This window comes from Shouchella clausii, from assembly GCF_002250115.1.
GTDB lineage: Bacteria > Bacillota > Bacilli > Bacillales > Bacillaceae_D > Shouchella > Shouchella clausii.
In genome coordinates, this window is the sequence record NZ_CP019985.1 from 172,649 (window position 1) to 191,398 (window position 18,750).

The window sequence follows — 18,750 nt, forward strand, 5'->3', positions numbered from 1 at the left end:
TTGGCCATTTTCCCAATATGCTTTTTGTTAAAAAATGGTTTGAAGAGAGTATCGGTAGGTGGTTGGGAAAATGGATGGCTTGATTGTTGAAAACGCTAAAATATTCTTTATAAGCACGTTGTATATGGAAAATAGTTATAGTAGAAGTTAGTGCTGTGAGGTTATGAAACTTCTAGGCACTCTATAGTGGCCTTATCTTCTATAAGACCTATACCAACCTGAAGAGCTAAAATAGTAAGCATGTTTGAACGAGGAATCGGACGAAATTGTTCTACGTCTACTTATGGTTTTTGGAGTCCCTTACATTATTCCTAATGCATCCTTTAGTAAATTCCTTTCATATTCCAACATACCACTTACTAAAATTCCACAAACCGTTTTGTTATTGTCTAGAGCAAATCCAATATTATCATTTTGTACAATTGACACAATAGCATTTTCCGAGAATGATATTAATATACTATCAGGTCCTATATAGACACTTAGTTTTCCATTTTCATCAATGTATGTCTTATTATTATATTTTTCAACCTGAAAAACAGGCATTCCTTTAATCAAAGTTATATTCCTAAAATCAAAGTTCAATTCAGTATTGTCTACATTCTCACTTAAAGTTAGTGTAATGGAGAGAATATTCCCCGTATGTTTCCCTAACCCTATTTCAATTAAAGATTTCTTAAAATCCCCAGTTCTCCAATATATTGTTGGTTCCTTTGATATATCCCAAGTACCGAATTCTACATTAATCGGTGTATAACCATCATATTCAATATTTGCAGACTGACATTCTTTGTATTCTGTAACTTTTAACATAAACATGTCTCCTTCTAAGGCTTATATACTGCATGCTTTATTACTGGTAGTACCCGTCTCCACATGGCTTACTAGATACAAGCTCTCAATTGCCTACCTGGGGTAAAGGCTATAGTGTGCTTTTATACGCCTACCATTCCCCTGCATAATTAGCTCCCATTTAAATAAACTATAGGGGGCTGTCATATTTGTTACTTTATTACGACGCTTGGAGCGGATGTTGTTAGTATCTCAATTACGTCATTTGGTGTTAAAAACACATAATGTTTTAACTGACTTGGTTCATAAATACCTGAGCTTTCATCAAAAAACCAATTTATATACTCAGAGTTTATGACTTTAAATAAAGTCCATTCGCTATAAAAATCTGTACCATATTGTTGATCTAAGTAATTTAATTTTCTAAGCAAAGAGCCTTCATCTGTATTTCTATAGGATAATACACCTTTTTCAAATTTAACTACCATTTTCTTTTTATCTTTTTCATCGCTGAATTCTAATACGATCCCTTCTTTATTATCAATAAAAGTGTCATTGTATAACCTTGAGGGTATTCCAGTTGTTGGTACCCACCTTTCCCAATGTTCCAATACTCTTCCTCCTATCATCTTCAACTTATTTCCCTTACTCTTCTGCCACTTACTAGGTAGCCCCTAAAAAAAGAAACCTTAAAAGGTATTGAACCAATCAAGGTTTCATTATAAAACTATTTTAGTTTATCTATCTGACTTGAGAGATAAACTCCTTGGTACTTGACTCTGCCCTCTTCATCCACAAACTCAACTTCATAGGCTTTATTAGGTGTGTCATAAACCATAATTATAGTGCCTATATCCCCTTTTTTTGTCCCCTTGTTAGGGTTATCTTCTTTAATCTTAACAGATTCGTATACTTCAAAATTTTAGGTCTTGATTTATTAATATACTCATAAAAGTCTTTTAAATGACTATATAGTTCTATATTCCCCATACCTTTCCAAGGAATAATAGGTGCATTTAGATCAACCAATTTATTTCCCCCCTGTGAAGATAATCGTTGCTTTCTCTGCTCCATCAGTTAAATAATTATTTGGACTTCCATCAACAACCTTAATAATACCTTGGTCACTCGTACTTATTTTTACATACGGGTTATTCCCATGTCTTCCTCCACCCGGTGATACTTGTACTTGAACTTGAGTAATATTTCGACCACTACCGAGATTATTTATCTTAATAATTTCAGCTCCTGAAGATGACCTTTTTGATTTTTCTATTACTATATCATATCCATTATCTCTTAACATTTGGGCTATCTTATCCGTTGATTTACCCTTAAATACGTTAGGGTTGGATTTTATCGCATTAACAGTTACTCTACCTTGCGATGATATAACATTACCCGTCCCCTTCCCCCCAGTCTTCACCTTCCTCGCTTTCGACAAGTCATATACTACTTCTCCCACTTTCGCTGGCTTCACTAAAATAAACGTTGTTACCAGGGCCTTCTCCCCGAACGAAGCTTCTGGGTCAGCCAGCGTGATGAAGTCGTCTAAATGAAAGGTTGTTCTGCTGGGGTAAAGACTATGACGTGATTTTAGTACACCTGACCGTCCGAGTGTCTACATGATTTAAATAAAAAACCTTGAAAAGCATTTAGCCAATCAAGGTCAAAATTGAAATAGTAATTATTATTTGGATCGTTCTCTTTCCCAAACCTTCTTTCCGTCTGGTAAAAATACTGCACTTGGGGGATCATCATAGAGAGAAATTTCAACCAATGAACCTTTCTCTTGTATTAACCAGTTATATACACTACCTTTGTTACTACTAGGATGAGATAAGATTTTACTTACTATAAATACAGCAGCATCATATTCTGTATAATCTATATCATCCTCATCTAATCCATTGTCTGTTTCGAAAACTGTATCTAGTTCGCCAATAATTCTTAATCCATTTTCCCATTCTAGTATTATATCACTATCTTCAAAATTTATTAAAGTTCCGATTAAAGAGTCATACCCCATACGCACCCTCGTTTCTTTTGTTTTTTATGGTCTTGATGGTACTATATGAGCACCGTCTTTTCCATAATGTATTAATCCTTTAGTAGTCGTATGATATTTACCAGTATTACGATCATAGTATTTCCCGATTGGTTCACCAAAGTCTACTCTTTCTTTATTACCGTTTGGTAGTAGATGACCTTTTCCAGCAAACTTATCAAGCAATTCTTGTGCTTTTTTATTATCGCCATAGAAGATACTTTTGTGTTTTCCATTTGCAAGTTCTTGTTTGTAATTTGGAGTATGAGGAATATGCTTCTCTTGTGCACCTGGCTTTACTTTAACTGAAAATCCATTAACTTCTCTATACGGTCCGCTAGGTACTGATTTCTTGCCAATAGAAGGCGCACCATTCCCCTTCCCCCCAGTCTTCACCTTCCTCGCTTTCGACAAGTCGTAGATGACTCCTCCCACTTTCGCTGGCTTCACTAAGATAAACGTCGTTGCCAGGGCTTTCTCCCCGAACGAAGCTTCTGGGTCGGCGAGCGTGAGGAAGTCACCGAAGAAAAAGTCGGCTACCGGATCTAGAAAAGTCCTGATGTTGTTCTTATACGCGATCCCGTCGGCGCCAACACGGGCATCCTTCGTCGGCCCGGGATAACGCCCGTCTTTGTATACTTCCTCGTCGACCTCGGTTATGAGGGGACCGTCGCCGGGAGGGTTGTTTTCAAGGTACGCTTGCATGGCTGCGACTTCTTCCTCGGTTAAAACAGACCGCCCTGTGGCAGCCACTTCCGAAACGGCCGTTTGAATCGCTTGGGTACGGAGCTGGGCTTGGTACCATTGGTATTGGATTGGCACCAGCTGTTTCAGTTGCCTTGTCAGGATCGCGGGCGAGACCGTCGCGTTTGCAGGCAGGCGCGATAGGCGCGCAAACAACGGGAAATACGCCGGGGTAACGGCATGGGTTTCTCCCATCGCTGGCGCTCGGCACGCTTGTAGCGCCTGTTCATTGCTTAGGATGGCACTGACAGGGAAATGGTTCAAGTAATACCAGTTAGCTGCTTTCAGGCTACCGTATAGCGGGGCGTAGGCGCCTGTATACAGAAATTCTAGCGGCAACACGTCTTGGTACAGATCCCCCTCACGGCCTTCGATATGGCTTCGGTCTAGTGGGGCCATTTGGAGCGCTTGTGTCACGACATTTTGATACAGCTCTTCCATATTGGCATCGATCTCCGCCTGCGTTTCTGGGGAGGCGATCACGCCGCCACTGGTCCAGTTGGCTACTTGGCTGACGACAGTCGTCAGTTCTTGCAAGGTGCTTTTTGCGCTTGCGAGCACCGTGTCGTTGGCTTCGTCCAAGTTGCCAAGCCTTTCCGCCGTTATACGGACATGGTCTTTGCCTTGTTGGGCGTAGCGCAAGACCGGTTCCATCGAGAACGGTGGCAGTGGCAACAGGTCGGCGATGGAAGCGCGAATCGATTCAATCGCTGTCGCGTCTGCGATCGCATAGCGCTCGACTCGGTCCAGGCCGTTTTTGACATCGGCGAGAAATTCTTCCCGGATCAGGGCGGAGCTGCTTTCAAAGTTGAGCAAATTCGAGCGGATTTGCTTCAATTGTTCGATGTATTGGCCGATGAAAAGCTGGAACGCTGCCAATACAGGGAGATGGAGCGTCGCAAAATGGTCTTTGATTGCTTCGCCGCCTTCGCCTTGCAGGGAATCAAGGTGAATGATCTTCTGGATGCTGGCCTGCAAGCGTTCGAGCTGTGCTTGATCGTGAAGCTTTCGTTCCACAATTTCGTCAAGTGCATCGAGTACTTCTTGTACGTCAAGTGTGTTCATCCGTCTATTCCTTTCTCTATTATCGGCGGCTTGCCAGCATCTCGTCCACGACTCCGTACGTTTGAACCAGTTCTTTTGTTTCTGCTTGTACGTTTTTCACCACGTCTAAGTAGCGATTTAATTGTTCAGCATACCCGCTTTCTACTTCCAGCAATGAATGGAGAAACGCCATCGAAGACGTATGAATCCCAGGCTCGTCGGCCGAAACGGAAAAGCTGGCCTGTTCGCCTGTTTCGCTTAAAGCGCTGAGCACGTCGTCTTCGTCGATTTTGATTTCCGGCATCTTGTTCCCTCCTTATTTCGTCGCTTTTAATGTTTGGAGCGATTGTTGCTTTGTTTCGATCGCGACTTGACAAGAAGACACCATTGTTTGGTGACGACTCGTTTCCATTTCAATTGCGCGCATCAGTTGTTCTGTTTCGTCTTGTACGTTCGTGTAAGCCAGTTGCATATGGCGGCGAATATCATCGTGCGCCGATTCGGTTTGGCCGCGCCACGCATCATGTTCTAGCTCTGGTTCGCTTCCCCATTTTTTATGATGATGAAGAGAAGCTTGTTCGGAAGCGAGCGCTTGTTTGGCCGCCCGCAACCGCTCCAATTGCGCTTCTGTCTGGAAAAGTTGCGCCCGCATCTGGCTAATTTCATGGTGGAGCTTGGCTATTTCGGTCTGATCGGCCATCGGCCATCCTCCCCCCTGGTGGTTTCATCCTTCCATCTTAAAAAAATGGCTATTCATTCCATTTCATTTTAAAACAACTGTTTGAAATCGTCTATCAATTTTATAGAAAAAGCGTTTTTATCAGCCATAAATGGGGGCGCTGCGATTGAATTAAAATAACAACGCGCCCAAACTAGGACTGCATTTCTATATTCCGCTCTGAACTAAGAATAATCTCATCGTTTTAGGACAAAGCTTCTGTTCATTTTTCCACAAATTTGTTAGACTTAAAAAACTCGCACTTTTTTAACGATACATCGTTCAGGAGGTTCTGTATAACAGTGAAAATAGTAGATTACTTGTTTAGGTTGTTAATTGTAACCTTTTGCTTGTTATCGCTTACTCTTTCAACGCCTTTAGCCTCAACCTTCTTTGTGGCGATTTTGTTTTTATATTTTGTGTTCTTGTTTTTTAAGGAAAAGGATCGGAACTGGCGCTATTTGAATTTGGTTTTAAGTTATTTCTTTCTATTTTTGGTGTTGCTTTTCACTTAAAGAACCGCTCTGTCAAAGATATAAAAAAACGGCCTCTTCCTCTTTGCAACAGGATTCAGCCGTTTTTAAACGTATTTTTGCTTAGAGTGCTTTTCTTTCCATAAGCCGAATGCCAATTCCTGTTACGGTTAATCCGATAAACAACAGCACGGATGTCGGCAATAAAAATTCGGCTAGGCTTGCGCCTTGGTATGTGGCTCCTTTCATCATATCTAGCGCATGCCTAATTGGGCTCAAATATGAGAGGGCATGCATCGTTTCTGATTGGACAATTTCTAGTGGCCAGAAGGCGCCACCAATCATAGCAAATACGGTTGCGACAAGGGGAATGACGGCATTTAGCTGCTGGCTTGAACGGACAATGCCGCTAAGCAGTAAGCCAATCGCCATAATCGCAAACACGTATGGGATAAGAACAAGCGACAATTTCCAGAAGCCGCCATAATAGTCGTAACCGAAAACAACGTTAAACAGGACGAGTGAAAGGAAGATTTGCACGTAAGCAAGCAAAAATGAAAATAAAAGATTGCCAGCATATAAAGCTGTTTTGGAAGCTGGCGCTAAAATGAGCCGGTTCCAAATCCCCTCTTCTTTTTGCCTGAGCAAACTCATGATCGAAAAGCTCATTGTAAAAATAGCAAAGTAGAGTGCAAAACCGAATAGCGCTTGCAACGAACGGTCAAAATTCGTTCCTTCTTGCATCGGCTCCGTTTTAATAGCAAAGCTTCCTTCGTCGACTATATCCGTTACGCCTGCCTTGGCTAAGCGTTTGTTTGCATAATAATGGTTAAGTTCCGCTTGCGTAAGTGGAACAAACGTCGAGCCTTTATAGGCGGCATGAAGCGTATAGTCGAGTTCCCCTGCCTCAATCACGCCGTCTGCCTGCTGCTTGCTCAGAAGCTGCATTGCCTCTTCTTCGGAAACGATACGCACATTCCAGTTGTTTTCTCCCCAATCCGTTGCTAAGTCCTTTAATTCTGGTTTGCTTAATTCCGTTGAAAACACATGCACGACTTGCGCGTTGCTTCCGCTCGTGCCCCCTGCAATAAGCGCAAAGATGATCGTGAGCCCAAGCATAAATACCAATTCAACTGGGTTGCGGATGACATCTCGAATCAATTGGTAAAGGACAGCTTTCACGATTCCGCACCTCCTTGCCGCGGAAAAAACAGCCAAGCGATTGCAAAACATAGACATGAAAATCCAGAAAGCATAAGAATAGCTGGACGTATCTCTTCAAGAGCCGCCCCTTGAGCTGCTTGTAAAAAGGCAGTTAGCGCACGGCCATTTGGCGTCCATTGGCTTAGCTGCGCCAATAAAGGCGACAAGTCGCTGACTGGAAAAAAGCTGCCGCCGACAGACGCAAAAATGGTGATGATAAAAAACATAAATTGGTTTGCGACTTTTTCAGAGCGAAAGCGAAACTGAATCGCGGTGATGAGCAACGCGACGCTGGCGACAGCGATGCCAAGCATGAGCGAAATGAGCAATACCGCAGGCCAATTGCCAATTTCGATTCGAAATAAAGCCAAGTTGACGGCAAAGATTAACATCAATTGAATGAGTACAAGGAAAACGGTCGTCACGCCTTTGCCAACTAAATATCCTACTTGTGAGACATTGGCGAGAATGAGCCTAGCGTAAACCGATGTTTTCTTTTCCATATACGCATGAGAAGCCATAAATCCGGCTGTGTAGAACACAAACATGACGCCCATCGCAAACATGTAATATTCAAATGCCGATATAGGCTGACTGCCTTGGTAAATAACGTCTCCAATTCCTTCTAACATACTTGATTCAAGACCGGCGTTTGCTAAAGCTGTCTGTGCATAAAATTGGTCGATAAACTGTTTCATAATCGCCTCGACAATGGCTGCTTGCTGCGGCTCGTCTGTATTGGCATAAAAAGTGAACGCACCAGTCGATTCTCCGCCCCCGAGAAATTGCTGTTCCCATATTTGCGCCCGGGAGCCTTCGCCAATATGCAGAACGCCAGCATAATCCTTGTCCCTTGCTTCACTGAGCTCATTTTCATAATGAAACGTAATGCTGTCCAAGTCTTCTGTGCTCTCAACGGTTTCAATCAATAATTCTGGAACAGACAGCTGTTCAGCTAAGCCTAAAACGGCTGTTTTTTCTTGGGCAGGCCAATCATCCAGCTCGTCAGAAAAACGCTGTACCGCGTCCGCAAGTGTCTCATCTGAAACGATAGCGACGTCGATTTTTTCTGGCATGCCTGTAAACGCGTCTCCTAGGGCAAAACCAAGAATGAGAATAAGCACGAGAGGCATGAACAACATCGTGACCAGCGCGCCTTTGTCCATTAAAAGCTGTTTTGCGTCTTTTCCTATATAAAACATATATGCCCCCTAATCCCGCAACGACCGGCCAGTTAAGTGCAAAAATACATCTTCTAGCGTCGGCTGCTTGATATGGATGCCTTTTACAGTAGTCCCGCTGTCTTCAACCATATGCAAAAGCATTGGAAACAAATTGTTTTTTGCTGAAACGATGCGGTAGCCTTCGTCTGTCTCCTTTAATGCCTGCACGTATTCATGGCTGGCTAGCTGTTCTTTTAATTCCGCCGTTTTTACGGCAACTGTTAGCTCATAAGTCGATTGAGGGCTAATAATCCGCTTGATTTCGCTTTGTGTGCCTTCTGCAATGACAGAGCCACGGTCGACAATATAAATGCGGTTGCACAAAAACTCGACTTCTTCCATGTAATGGCTTGTATATAAAATAGTCAGCCCTTTATGTTCCTGGAGATCTTTAATAAAATCCAGCAAATGCCGGCGCGAATGTGGATCAATGCCTACCGTTGGTTCATCTAATATTAAATACTCAGGCTTGTGGATGAGGGCCACGGCTAAATTTAAACGTCGTTTCATTCCCCCTGAGAACGTCCGCACAGGTTCTTTTTTTCGGTTTGTCAATTCCATCAAATCCAGTAATTCGGCTACCCGCTGTTTTAAAGCAGCTTTTTCAAGTTTATAGAGCTTCCCGAAAAACAATAAATTCTCTTCCGCCGATAATTCTTGAAACAGGGCGATTTCCTGAGGCACCACACCAATTCGGTTACGAAATGGCTTCAACTGGTTTGCGACTGGCTTGCCTTCAAACCGGATCTCCCCTGCTGTCGGCTTTGTTAGTGTCGTCAACATGTCAATTAACGTCGATTTGCCCGCTCCGTTTGGACCAAGGAGGCCAACCGCTTCCCCTTGCCGTACATGGAGATGGACATTTTTTACTGCTTCTACTGCAGCAAAGCTCTTTGAAACCCCTTCTAGTTCCAGCATTCTTTTCCCTCCCTTGTCACTATTATCATACGCGTGCTGCTTCGTTATATCGATTCACTGCGGTCATAAAGTGCTTATCCCCTAGCATGACTTAAGTCATCTTTTTGGAGACAAGGGGCAACAAGCCGTGCTTATGCCCATTTCGGCTTTTTGCACGGCTTGTTAAATATCATGTTTGACTGCAAAAATGGCTAGCTGTGTCCGGTCACGCACCCCTAGTTTGATAAACAATTGGCTTATGTAATTTTTAACTGTCCCTACACTTAAATAAAGTTCAGCAGCGATTTCCGCATTGTTGCGGCCCTGCCCCACTAGGCGAATGATCTCTTTTTCCCGCTCAGCTAAAGGTGGAATCTGTTCTTTCTCCTGCGGAGCTGAGTGCTGCAGAAGCTTTGGCATGACCTTTGCCGCCACTTGGCCATCTAAGACGAGTTCGCCTAAAAGTGCCTTTTCAATCGTAGCAAACAAACTTTCCATATCGGCATCTTTTAATATATAGCCCTTTGCTCCAGCTTTAAGTGCCTCAATCGCATAACGTTCATCAATAAACGTCGTTAACATAACGATTTTCACATTTGGATCCCGTTCAATCAGCCGCTTTGTCGCTTCAATGCCTGTCATCACAGGCATACGCACATCCATTAGCACAAGGTCAATGACATGGCGGCCAGCTAAATCAACAGCCTCTTGCCCATTCTCAGCTTCAATCACTTGATAACGTTGACGATGCTCGATCATCATTTTCAAACCTTGGCGGACAATTTGTTGGTCTTCAGCTAAAAGAATCGTTTTCAATTGCCGTCGTCCTTTCTATCGGAAAAGCACCTTCTACTATAAACATCCCGTCTTCATTGCTTGCCCGAAACCAGCCATGCAACTGTTCAAATCGATTGCGCAACTGCGTCAGCCCAAATCCTTCACGAACCGCTTCTGGCTTTGCTTCATTTTTTAATGTCGCTACATACGTCCGTTTGCCGACAACTGCTAAGTGGACATCAATCTCTTTGGCATAAGAATGACGCATGGCATTCGTCAATCCTTCTTGGACAAATCGGTACAACGCCACGTTCTGTTCCTCTGAGAGCGGCACAGACAGAGCTCCGGCTTCTGTTGTAAACGTGACGCGAACATGGCCCTCTGCCTCTAACTTGCGAATGAGGCGAATAATCATCGCTACGCCCCGCTCTTCTTCACTTTCCAGTGCTCTAACTGCACTGCGCATTTCTGCGAGCGCTGTCCGGGCGGTTTGTTTTGCCTCTGCGATTACCGGATCTTGGACCTTCATCTCTGCGACTTGCAGCTGCATCATTAGCGCTGTAAGCTGATGGCCGACGGAGTCATGAACGTCTCTGGCAATCCGTGTACGTTCCCGCTGCTTCGCGGCATCTTCATGTTCAAGAAAACGGCGACGCAGTTGTTTCTGCTCGTATTGGAGTTCATCTATTTTTTCTTGTTGCTGGTGGTTTTGCCTGTGCCATAAGGCAAATTGCCACATCATATAAAACAAAATAACCGTAGTCAGTAGCCAGACAAACGTAGCCGCTATACCCGTTGGGCTACATAAAATCGACGCAGCCACTAAAGCGCTTGGCAAGGCGCCTGCCTGCCATTGTCCACTACTTGTTCGTGCAAATGGATAAACAGCCAGCAATATTGGCACGAGCCAAGCTGCGTCCATTCCAGCTAACAATATGTATACGCACGCTATGGCTGTCAGCAAACTATATAGCCACATGGGGCGCCGCCATAGCGGTTCTGAAAGCAGGCCGCCTAATATCAATCCACTTGTAAGCCAAAACAGCGGTTCAACAAGTTGCGTCTTGTCACTGAGCGGCCAAATGACAATTCCTGCAAAAATAAAGGCAACGCGCACCCAATACGCCACGGCGCACACCTCCTAGTTAATCGCCATTTGGTAAATGCTTGTAGTACAAATTCGTCCCTCGTAAGCCCCCATAAGGATTTTGGGCAAATTGGGGAATCGTCCCTGCAAACGTATAGCCACTTGTTTTGTACAATACATTCGAGGGCGCTCCTTCTTCCGTATCTAGGATGAGCAACGTCCGGTTATGTTCCATTGCTGTTTTTTCGGCAACGGCTAGCAATTTCCGGCCTATTCCTTGCCGCCTCGCTTTGTTAGCGACCATGAGCTTGGCTATCTCGGCACGGTGGCGGCCATTCGCTTTGTCGACGAGGTGAAGTTGAATCGTTCCCATTACGCTATCATTTGCTAAGGCCACCCACACATGGGTATGCTCTGAGAGTTGAAGCGATTGCCAATACGCTTCTGCCTCTTGTTTTTCCATAGGGGCGATAAAGCCAATCGAAGCTCCGCCGTCTACAGTGTCTACCATCAGTTCAGCCAACTGACCAATATAGCGATCTATACTTTCTAGTTTGCTGATTTTAACACTCATCCTACCCCATCCTTCTCTATCCTTACCGTTATTATAACGTAGCTGTTGCATTTTTGCTTAAAGATCTCTATTTAAGCTTGACATTGATAACGATTCTCAATATGATACTTTATAGATCGAACAAGAGAGGACGTCTATTAAAATGAAATCCCGCAATCTCGTTACAGCCTGTATGGCTACCGCATTATTGCTTGGCGCCTGCCAAAGCGAAAACGACAACAATTCCGATGCTGGTTCTGCTTCCGAACCAAAGACGGTGACTGACGGAGTAGGCAATGAAGTCACGATTCCTAACAAGCCTGAGCGCATCATCGGCTCTTACTTAGAGGACCCTCTTGTTACACTTGGAGTGACCCCAGTCGTCCAATGGTCGGTTGCCAGCCGTGAATCCACTCAAGTGTATTTAGAAGAATACCTTGAAGGAATTGATCCAATTGATTCAGTGCTCCCCCTCGAAGCAGTCATGGATGCTGAACCGGATTTGATTTTTGCGCCAGGGGAGACTAGCTTGCAAAGCGGCGATTATGAACAATACAATTCAATTGCGCCTACTTATGTATTAGACCAGGAAACGGCCGATGATTGGCGGGCGGCGTTAACAGAAATCGGTGAAGTGCTCGGTTTAGAAGATAAGGCAGCCGAGGCGCTTGCTACTTACGACGACCGTGTTGCTGAAGTAAAAGAGGCATTAAATGATAAAATAGGCGACAGCAAAGTTGCTGCTGTCTGGGTTATTGGCGGCGATTATTATGTCGTTGCGCCTGATGTAGCTAGTGGCGCCGTGCTCTTTGAAGACTTGGAGCTAGAACCGGCCAATGCAATCGCTAATCTGCCTGAAGATGCTGGCGCCCACTGGAATCCGATTTCACTTGAGGCATTGGCTGAACTTGACGCAGACTATCTTTTCCTTGTAGACGGCGACCCAGATACAATCAAGTCATTGAAATCAGAAGCGATCTGGTCCGGCATTCCAGCAGTTGAACAAGGCAACGTGTTTGAAGTTTCAGGTAAAAGTAGCTGGCTTTATAACGGCTACCAAGCCAATATGCAAACGATTGATTCCGTTTATGAACATATTATCGGTGAATAAACTTGAAATGGAAGAAGACTGGACGCTGTTTATCCAACAGAGACCCAGTCTTTTTTGGTGCTTATCAGCATTTGAAAGCAAATTTCTCACTCATAGGAAAAATTGAACTATAACCTCAGGAACTGTCCGAAACTCCTATTCATTTGGACAATCGAACAAGCGTCCGTTCCAAAAGCAATGATCGCTCCTGAAGGGAGTCGATTTCTACATACTCCTCTTCGCTATGAGGATTGCCGCCAACAGGGCCCATTCCGTCAATGGTTGGAATCCCTAATGCTGATGTAAACGAGGCATCTGATCCGCCTCCTGTCGCTGTTTCCGTTAACGTGAGATCTAGAGCTTGTGCTTCCTTTTGGATCAAGTTAAACAGATCGACCGTCTGCTCGTTCCGTTCCATTGGCGGTCTTGTAATCCCGCTTATTAATTCAACGGCTGTTCCCTCTACGGTAGGAGTCTTGCATATGCTCTGTATTTTTTTCTCCAAAACAGCTGCTTGTTCAAGCTTAGAAATGCGGATGTCTATGCTTGCTTCGGCATAGTCGGCGATTGTGTTGACGGATGTCCCGCCTTTTATTAGGCCGACATTGACATTTGTGCCCGCTTTTTGATCGGATAACCCGTGGAGGGCGACGATTTTATGCGCAAGCTCCTCAATCGCGCTTCGCCCATTTTCTGGTTCAATGCCTGCATGGGCAGCTTTTCCGTTCACTTTCATGACATAAGTGCCGCCGCCTCGCCTTGCTGTTACAAGGGAGCCGTCTTTTCGTGCTGGCTCCATGACGAGGACTGCTTTTTTGCCTTTTGCTTCGGCTTCAATGATCTTTCTTCCAGAAGGCGCGCCAATTTCCTCATCGCTCGTCAGCAAAATGGCGATGTTCTGTAAGGTGGAATCATGGTTTGCCGCTAGCGCAGAAACAGCCGAAAGCAATGTAACATGGCTAGCTTTCATATCGACTACCCCAGGCCCATAGGCACGGTTTCCTTTGATTGAAAAAGGGCGTTTGGCTGCTGTGCCTTTTGGAAAAACCGTATCTAAGTGGCAAAGCAGCAGAATGTTTGGATCACGTGCTTCTTGATGGGTGATCGTCATGTGGTTCCCATAGGTGCTTTGTTCATGGACAATGGCTGAAAACCCTAATGCTTTGTATTGGTCATAAAGAAAAGAGCCTACTCGGTCGATTCCCTCTTTGTCGTAGGAACCGCTATCGATATTTACTAGTTTTTCAAGCAAATCTAGCATGTTTGCTTTGGTATAAGTGCCCACTCCCCGGATTCCTCCCTTATATTACTAACATCGACGATCGGCTAATAGCCCATACGCCGTTGTGAAGCTAGACAAGAACTACAGCATCTCATGATCAATCGGTTTGCTGGCCCCTTCGCCTTTACATTCTTTAAAAACGATATGGATCCATTATAGCGAAAATAGGGCTCTTGCTCTAGCAAATCAGCACATTGTTTGCTCGATTGACAGGATAAATCCAAAAAAGACCAATGGCACTCATCCCCTAGCGCCATTGGTCAGATTGTAGGCAAACGCTCGGTACGTTGGCGTTTGCACAAGTCTATGTTTCAAAGCAAGAGAACCGCTGTTCATGAACGCATGTCCGAGTCGATCGACTACACTTCTCGTCTAACAACGATACTGTGGTTACTTCGCGGCTTCCATCGCTTTTACCGCAATGTCTTTTCGGTAATACAAGCCGTCACTTTTAATTTCTTTCACTGCTTGATAAGCAGCCAATTGGGCATCGGCAATCGTATTTCCAGTGGCAGCAGTCAACAAGACGCGCCCGCCATTGGTTTGCCAAACGTCCCCTTGCTTTGTTGTGCCTGCATGGAACACAAGCCCCTTCGTGGAAGCTGCTTCAATGCCAGCAATGGACACGCCTTTTTCATAGGCGCCAGGGTAACCGACACTCGCAAGGACGACGCCGACAACCGCTTCTTGTTTCCATTCAAGTTCTACCTGGTCTCCGTTTAGCAGTTTCACCATCACGTCAATTAAATCAGATTTTAGCCGTGGCAAGACGACTTGTGTTTCTGGATCGCCGAAGCGGGCGTTAAATTCGATTACTTTTGGCCCTTGGGCGGTCATCATCAAGCCAGCGTATAAAATGCCTGTAAATGGCCGGTCTTCTTTGACCATGGCGTCAGCCGTTGGTTGTAACACTTCCGCTACAGCGCGTTCCACGTCCGCTTGTTTGAATTGGGGAACAGGCGAATAGGCTCCCATTCCGCCTGTATTCGGGCCTTGATCGCCATCATAGGCGCGTTTATGGTCTTGGGCTCCGACCATTGGCACAACGGTATTGCCGCTCACAAACGCCATAAGCGATAGTTCCTCGCCCTCGAGGTATTCTTCGACGACGACTTGTGCGCCTGCTTCGCCAAACGCGCTTTCGACTAGCACATGGCGGAGGGCAGCGATTGCCTCTTCCTCTGTCAAAGCGACGGTGACGCCTTTGCCGGCAGCAAGGCCGTCAGCTTTTACGACAATCGGCGCGCCTTCTTGCATTACGTACGCTACTGCTTCCTCGTAATCGGAAAACGCTTTGGCTTTGCCAGTTGGAATGCCGTATTTTGTCATGATCTCTTTCGCAAACGACTTCGACCCTTCAAGGAGCGCCGCACTTTGGCGCGGGCCGAACACAGGCAGCCCTTCCTCTTCAAAACGGTCAACAATCCCTGCCAACAGCGGCGCTTCAGGCCCAACAATCGTTAAGCCAATATCGCTTTGGATCGCAAATTGCACGAGTGCGTCATGGTCTGATTCGGCAAGCCCTATGCATGTAGCGACATCTTCCATTCCTGGATTTCCTGGGGCTACATAGACGTTGTCGACTAGGCTGCTTTGTTTCGCTTTCCATGCAATCGCATGTTCGCGCCCGCCGCCGCCAATAATAAGCACATTCATAGGTACCTCCTTAATGTTTGAAGTGGCGTACGCCTGTAAAGACCATGGCGATTCCGTATTCGTCTGCTTTTTCAATCGATTCATTGTCACGAACGGAGCCGCCTGGCTGAATAATTGCGGTAATGCCCGCTTTTGCGGCTGCTTCGACTGTATCTCCATACGGAAAGAACGCATCTGATGCGAGGGCAGCGCCTTGCGCTCGTTCACCCGCTTGTTCAATTGCAATCGCCGCGGCACCGACGCGGTTCATTTGGCCAGCGCCAATGCCGACTGTCATTTCGCCGTTCGTAAGCACAATTGCGTTTGACTTCACATGCTTGACAACTTTCCAGCCGAGTTTCAACGCAGTCCATTCTTCTTCTGTCGGTTCCCGTTTCGTTGGAATGCGGATGTCCCCGTCGTCAAAGCCTAAATGGTCTTCTTCCTGAATGAGCAAGCCGCCATGGACGGAGGCAAGCTTTTTCTCCAGCTCGCCTTTGGTGACAGCGACTTCTAGCAGACGGATGTTTTTTTTCTGCTGCAAAATCGCTTTTGCTTCTTCGCTAAATGAAGGGGCGAGAATGACTTCCAAAAAGATCGCCGCCATTTTTTCAGCTGTTTCACGGTCCACTTCTCGGTTTAGGGCTACAATGCCGCCAAAAATCGATTTCGGGTCTGCTTCATAAGCGCGCGTATAGGCTTCGCCAACAGTGGCGCCAGTGCCAACACCGCATGGGTTCATATGTTTGACAGCTACCGCCGCAGGTTCGCTAAATTCTTTTACGATTTCAAGCGCTGCATTGGCATCATTGATATTGTTGTAAGACAATTCCTTGCCATGAAGTTGTTTTGCTTGGGCAATGGATGACGGCGAACTTGTCCTGCTTTCATAAAAAGCAGCTTTTTGGTGTGGATTTTCCCCGTAACGGAGCGTTTGTTTATGTGTATACGTAACCGTCAAGCTTTCGGGATTTTCCTCGCCAACGGCATCGGTTAGGTAGCTGCCGATCATCGCATCATAGGCCGCTGTATGGCGGAATACTTTTGCAGCTAGTTTTTGGCGCAGTGCAAGTTGCTCTTCTTTGCTTGCATTAAGGGAAGCAAGCACAGCATCATAATCGGCTGGATCTACCACCACTGTCACATCTGCGTGGTTTTTAGCAGCGGAGCGGAGCATGCTTGGACCACCGATATCGATGTTTTCGATCGCGTCAGCAAATGATGCCTCTGGGTTGGCGATCGTTTCTGCAAATGGATACAAATTGACGACAACATAATCAATTGGCTCAATGCCAAGTTTTTCTATTTGTTTGATATGTTCATCGTTAGTGCGCATCGCTAATAGGCCGCCGTGAATGTTCGGATGGAGTGTTTTGACACGGCCATCTAAAATTTCTGGAAAGCCCGTTACATCTGAAACGTTGACAACAGCGATGCCCGCTTCTTCTAATGCCCGTTTGGTGCCGCCGCCAGTGGATAGGATCTCCACCCCTGCTTCTGCCAGCCCTTTTACAAACGGGATTAAGCCTGTTTTATTTGATACACTAACAAGTGCTCGCTTCGTCATTGCTGTTCCCCCTCAACATGCTCGTTTAAAACTTGTTTTACAACCGCCGGATAGAGCGTGTGCTCGACGGCTTGGATTTTTGCAGTTAACGTCTCCCGCGTTTCTCCTTTGGCAATTGCTACTTGCTGTTGGGCAATTACCGGACCTGTATCCATGCCTGCATCGACATAGTGAATGGTTACACCTGTAGTGTCTGCCTTTGCCTCCAATGCTTGGCCTATTGCGTCCAAACCAGGGAACGCAGGCAAAAGCGATGGATGGATATTGATCATCTTTCCCTCATAGGCTTCAAGCAACGTCGGTCCAATCAACCGCATATAACCTGCTAACACAATAAAATCGATGCCTTCTTTTGTAAGAAGCGTCAAGATTGCTTGTTCATAAGCGGCTTTATCGGAAAAAGATTGTGGCGAAAGATGCTCCGCCTTCACCCCCAAATTCCGCGCTTTTTCGAGTACTGGAGCATGTTGCTTATCGCTGACGACAAGCGCGACTTCTCCGCCAAGTTCGCCTGTTTTTGCTGCTTTGATGAGCGCTTCGGCATTCGTTCCCGTCCCAGAAGCAAAGACCGCGACCTTCATGCACCAATGCCCCCAATCACCGTTCCTTCTGTTGGCGTTACGCGCCCAATAATATAGGCGTCTTCCCCATTAGCTTCAAGAGTGGCGAGCGCTTGTTGGTGTTTGTCCTCAGGTACAGCGAGCACCATGCCAATGCCCATGTTAAACGTATGAAACAAATCCTGTTCAGATAGGCCGCCTTGCTCTTGGATCAATGAAAAAATCGGCGGTATCGGCCATGAACCGTAGTCAATATGAATGCCTACGCCTTTTGGCAGCATGCGGGGAATGTTTTCGTAAAAGCCGCCTCCTGTAATATGGGCTGCACCAGCAAGCAACCCTTGTTTGAGGCAGGCAAGCAACGGTTTTACGTAAATTTTTGTCGGCGTCAAAAGCTCTTCTCCAAGCGTCTTGCCAAGTGTGGCACATTCCGTTTGCAACGTCAGGCCTGCATCTTGCAACAATACTTTGCGGACAAGGGAAAAGCCATTGCTATGAAGGCCGCTTGATGGGAGCCCAATCAGGACATCGCCTGCTTGAATATGTTCGCCTGTCAGCAAGTCTTTTTTCTCAACTGCCCCGACTGAAAAACCGGCCAAATCATACTCATCTTCCCCGTACATGCCAGGCATCTCCGCCGTCTCCCCGCCAATAAGGGCACAGCCTGCAATTTCACAACCATCGGCGACACCCTTGACAATCGCTTCAATTTTTTCTGGCACTGCTTTTCCACAAGCTAGATAATCCAAAAAATAGAGCGGTTCAGCTCCCTGTACGACAATGTCGTTGACACACATGGCGACTGCATCTTGGCCGATTGTGTCATGCTTGTTTGCCATAAACGCAATCATTAGCTTCGTGCCAACGCCGTCTGTCCCTGATACAAGGACAGGCTCCTTTAACCCTAACGATGAAAGGTCAAAATTGCCGCCAAATCCACCTAGACCGCCAAGTACGCCTTTTCTTGCTGTTCGTTCCACATGCCGTTTCATTCGGTTTACTGCTTCGTAACCAGCTTCAATATCGACCCCTGCTTGTTTATATGCGTTTGACACGAA

The 18,750-nt window shown here is 45.7% G+C and carries 19 protein-coding genes and 1 pseudogene; 1 reads left to right on the plus strand and 19 read right to left on the minus strand.

The window, feature by feature from the left end; translation table 11 throughout:
• Positions 1-300 precede the first annotated feature (300 nt).
• The 14 genes and pseudogenes from BC8716_RS00765 to BC8716_RS00840 form a co-directional block, all read right to left on the minus strand.
• On the minus strand, positions 301-813 hold the full coding sequence (locus BC8716_RS00765) for a hypothetical protein (protein ID WP_094423522.1): 513 nt from the start codon (positions 811-813) through the stop codon (positions 301-303).
• Between the two features lie 191 nt (positions 814-1,004).
• A complete protein-coding gene (locus BC8716_RS00770; RefSeq protein WP_094423523.1) occupies positions 1,005-1,403 on the minus strand; it encodes a hypothetical protein in 399 nt (132 codons plus the stop codon).
• A 116-nt stretch (positions 1,404-1,519) separates the two neighbouring features.
• A pseudogene (locus BC8716_RS22950) lies at positions 1,520-1,690 on the minus strand (DUF4926 domain-containing protein); the annotation flags it as partial.
• Between the two features lie 132 nt (positions 1,691-1,822).
• A complete protein-coding gene (locus tag BC8716_RS00785) occupies positions 1,823-2,257 on the minus strand; it encodes a hypothetical protein (protein WP_142300708.1) in 435 nt (144 codons plus the stop codon).
• Between the two features lie 225 nt (positions 2,258-2,482).
• On the minus strand, positions 2,483-2,821 hold the full coding sequence (locus BC8716_RS00790; protein ID WP_041823670.1) for a YxxD family cognate immunity protein YxxD: 339 nt from the start codon (positions 2,819-2,821) through the stop codon (positions 2,483-2,485).
• Between the two features lie 24 nt (positions 2,822-2,845).
• A complete protein-coding gene (locus BC8716_RS22665) occupies positions 2,846-4,648 on the minus strand; it encodes a T7SS effector LXG polymorphic toxin (RefSeq protein ID WP_094423527.1) in 1,803 nt (600 codons plus the stop codon).
• A gap of 19 nt (positions 4,649-4,667) precedes the next feature.
• Complete coding sequence (locus tag BC8716_RS00800) at positions 4,668-4,931, minus strand: YwqI/YxiC family protein (RefSeq protein WP_094423528.1); 264 nt, start codon at positions 4,929-4,931, stop codon at positions 4,668-4,670.
• A 12-nt stretch (positions 4,932-4,943) separates the two neighbouring features.
• The gene (locus BC8716_RS00805; protein ID WP_094423529.1) at positions 4,944-5,327 is read right to left on the minus strand and encodes a DUF5082 domain-containing protein; all 384 of its coding nucleotides are present in this window, start codon (positions 5,325-5,327) and stop codon (positions 4,944-4,946) included.
• Between the two features lie 614 nt (positions 5,328-5,941).
• Entirely contained in the window at positions 5,942-7,000 is a 1,059-nt protein-coding gene (locus BC8716_RS00815; protein ID WP_157730320.1) for an ABC transporter permease, read from the minus strand.
• The gene (locus BC8716_RS00820; RefSeq protein WP_094423532.1) at positions 6,997-8,223 is read right to left on the minus strand and encodes an ABC transporter permease; all 1,227 of its coding nucleotides are present in this window, start codon (positions 8,221-8,223) and stop codon (positions 6,997-6,999) included. The genes BC8716_RS00815 and BC8716_RS00820 overlap by 4 nt, the downstream gene beginning before the upstream one ends.
• Positions 8,224-8,232: 9 nt before the next feature.
• Entirely contained in the window at positions 8,233-9,162 is a 930-nt protein-coding gene (locus BC8716_RS00825) for an ABC transporter ATP-binding protein (RefSeq protein ID WP_094423533.1), read from the minus strand.
• 162 nt (positions 9,163-9,324) lie between these two features.
• Entirely contained in the window at positions 9,325-9,957 is a 633-nt protein-coding gene (locus BC8716_RS00830) for a response regulator transcription factor (RefSeq protein ID WP_011245900.1), read from the minus strand.
• Complete coding sequence (locus BC8716_RS00835) at positions 9,935-11,047, minus strand: sensor histidine kinase (protein ID WP_094423534.1); 1,113 nt, start codon at positions 11,045-11,047, stop codon at positions 9,935-9,937. The genes BC8716_RS00830 and BC8716_RS00835 overlap by 23 nt, the downstream gene beginning before the upstream one ends.
• A gap of 16 nt (positions 11,048-11,063) precedes the next feature.
• Positions 11,064-11,579 carry a GNAT family N-acetyltransferase gene (locus BC8716_RS00840; protein ID WP_094423535.1) on the minus strand — a complete coding sequence of 172 codons (516 nt, stop codon included), beginning with the start codon at positions 11,577-11,579 and terminating at the stop codon, positions 11,064-11,066.
• 142 nt (positions 11,580-11,721) lie between these two features.
• Between BC8716_RS00840 and BC8716_RS00845 the strand changes: the two genes are divergently transcribed.
• Positions 11,722-12,669 (plus strand): ABC transporter substrate-binding protein, encoded by a 948-nt coding sequence (locus BC8716_RS00845; RefSeq protein ID WP_094423536.1) that lies wholly within the window; start codon positions 11,722-11,724, stop codon positions 12,667-12,669.
• Between the two features lie 139 nt (positions 12,670-12,808).
• Here the strand turns inward: BC8716_RS00845 and BC8716_RS00850 are convergent, their stop codons facing one another.
• The 5 genes from BC8716_RS00850 to purM form a co-directional block, all read right to left on the minus strand.
• Positions 12,809-13,933, minus strand: a complete 1,125-nt coding sequence (locus BC8716_RS00850; RefSeq protein ID WP_094423537.1) for a M20 family metallopeptidase — start codon at positions 13,931-13,933, stop codon at positions 12,809-12,811.
• A 387-nt stretch (positions 13,934-14,320) separates the two neighbouring features.
• Entirely contained in the window at positions 14,321-15,586 is a 1,266-nt protein-coding gene (gene purD, locus BC8716_RS00855; RefSeq protein ID WP_094423538.1) for a phosphoribosylamine--glycine ligase, read from the minus strand.
• Positions 15,587-15,596: 10 nt separating this feature from the next.
• Positions 15,597-17,132, minus strand: a complete 1,536-nt coding sequence (purH, locus tag BC8716_RS00860) for a bifunctional phosphoribosylaminoimidazolecarboxamide formyltransferase/IMP cyclohydrolase (protein WP_094423539.1) — start codon at positions 17,130-17,132, stop codon at positions 15,597-15,599.
• Positions 17,129-17,713, minus strand: a complete 585-nt coding sequence (purN, locus tag BC8716_RS00865) for a phosphoribosylglycinamide formyltransferase (RefSeq protein WP_035204825.1) — start codon at positions 17,711-17,713, stop codon at positions 17,129-17,131. Before purN ends, purH begins: the two co-directional genes overlap by 4 nt.
• Entirely contained in the window at positions 17,710-18,747 is a 1,038-nt protein-coding gene (purM, locus tag BC8716_RS00870) for a phosphoribosylformylglycinamidine cyclo-ligase (RefSeq protein WP_094423540.1), read from the minus strand. The genes purN and purM overlap by 4 nt, the downstream gene beginning before the upstream one ends.
• Positions 18,748-18,750 lie beyond the last annotated feature (3 nt).

Bases quoted from the DNA above. Each gene is read 5' to 3' on its own strand.
- BC8716_RS00765 (WP_094423522.1), bottom strand. From the start codon at position 813: ATGTTAAAAGTTACAGAATACAAAGAATGTCAGTCTGCAAATATTGAA.
- BC8716_RS00790 (WP_041823670.1), bottom strand. From the start codon at position 2,821: ATGGGGTATGACTCTTTAATCGGAACTTTAATAAATTTTGAAGATAGT.
- BC8716_RS22665 (WP_094423527.1), bottom strand. From the start codon at position 4,648: ATGAACACACTTGACGTACAAGAAGTACTCGATGCACTTGACGAAATT.
- BC8716_RS00800 (WP_094423528.1), bottom strand. From the start codon at position 4,931: ATGCCGGAAATCAAAATCGACGAAGACGACGTGCTCAGCGCTTTAAGC.
- BC8716_RS00805 (WP_094423529.1), bottom strand. From the start codon at position 5,327: ATGGCCGATCAGACCGAAATAGCCAAGCTCCACCATGAAATTAGCCAG.
- BC8716_RS00820 (WP_094423532.1), bottom strand. From the start codon at position 8,223: ATGTTTTATATAGGAAAAGACGCAAAACAGCTTTTAATGGACAAAGGC.
- BC8716_RS00825 (WP_094423533.1), bottom strand. From the start codon at position 9,162: ATGCTGGAACTAGAAGGGGTTTCAAAGAGCTTTGCTGCAGTAGAAGCA.
- BC8716_RS00840 (WP_094423535.1), bottom strand. From the start codon at position 11,579: ATGAGTGTTAAAATCAGCAAACTAGAAAGTATAGATCGCTATATTGGT.
- BC8716_RS00845 (WP_094423536.1), top strand. From the start codon at position 11,722: ATGAAATCCCGCAATCTCGTTACAGCCTGTATGGCTACCGCATTATTG.
- purD (WP_094423538.1), bottom strand. From the start codon at position 15,586: ATGAATGTGCTTATTATTGGCGGCGGCGGGCGCGAACATGCGATTGCA.
- purH (WP_094423539.1), bottom strand. From the start codon at position 17,132: ATGACGAAGCGAGCACTTGTTAGTGTATCAAATAAAACAGGCTTAATC.
- purN (WP_035204825.1), bottom strand. From the start codon at position 17,713: ATGAAGGTCGCGGTCTTTGCTTCTGGGACGGGAACGAATGCCGAAGCG.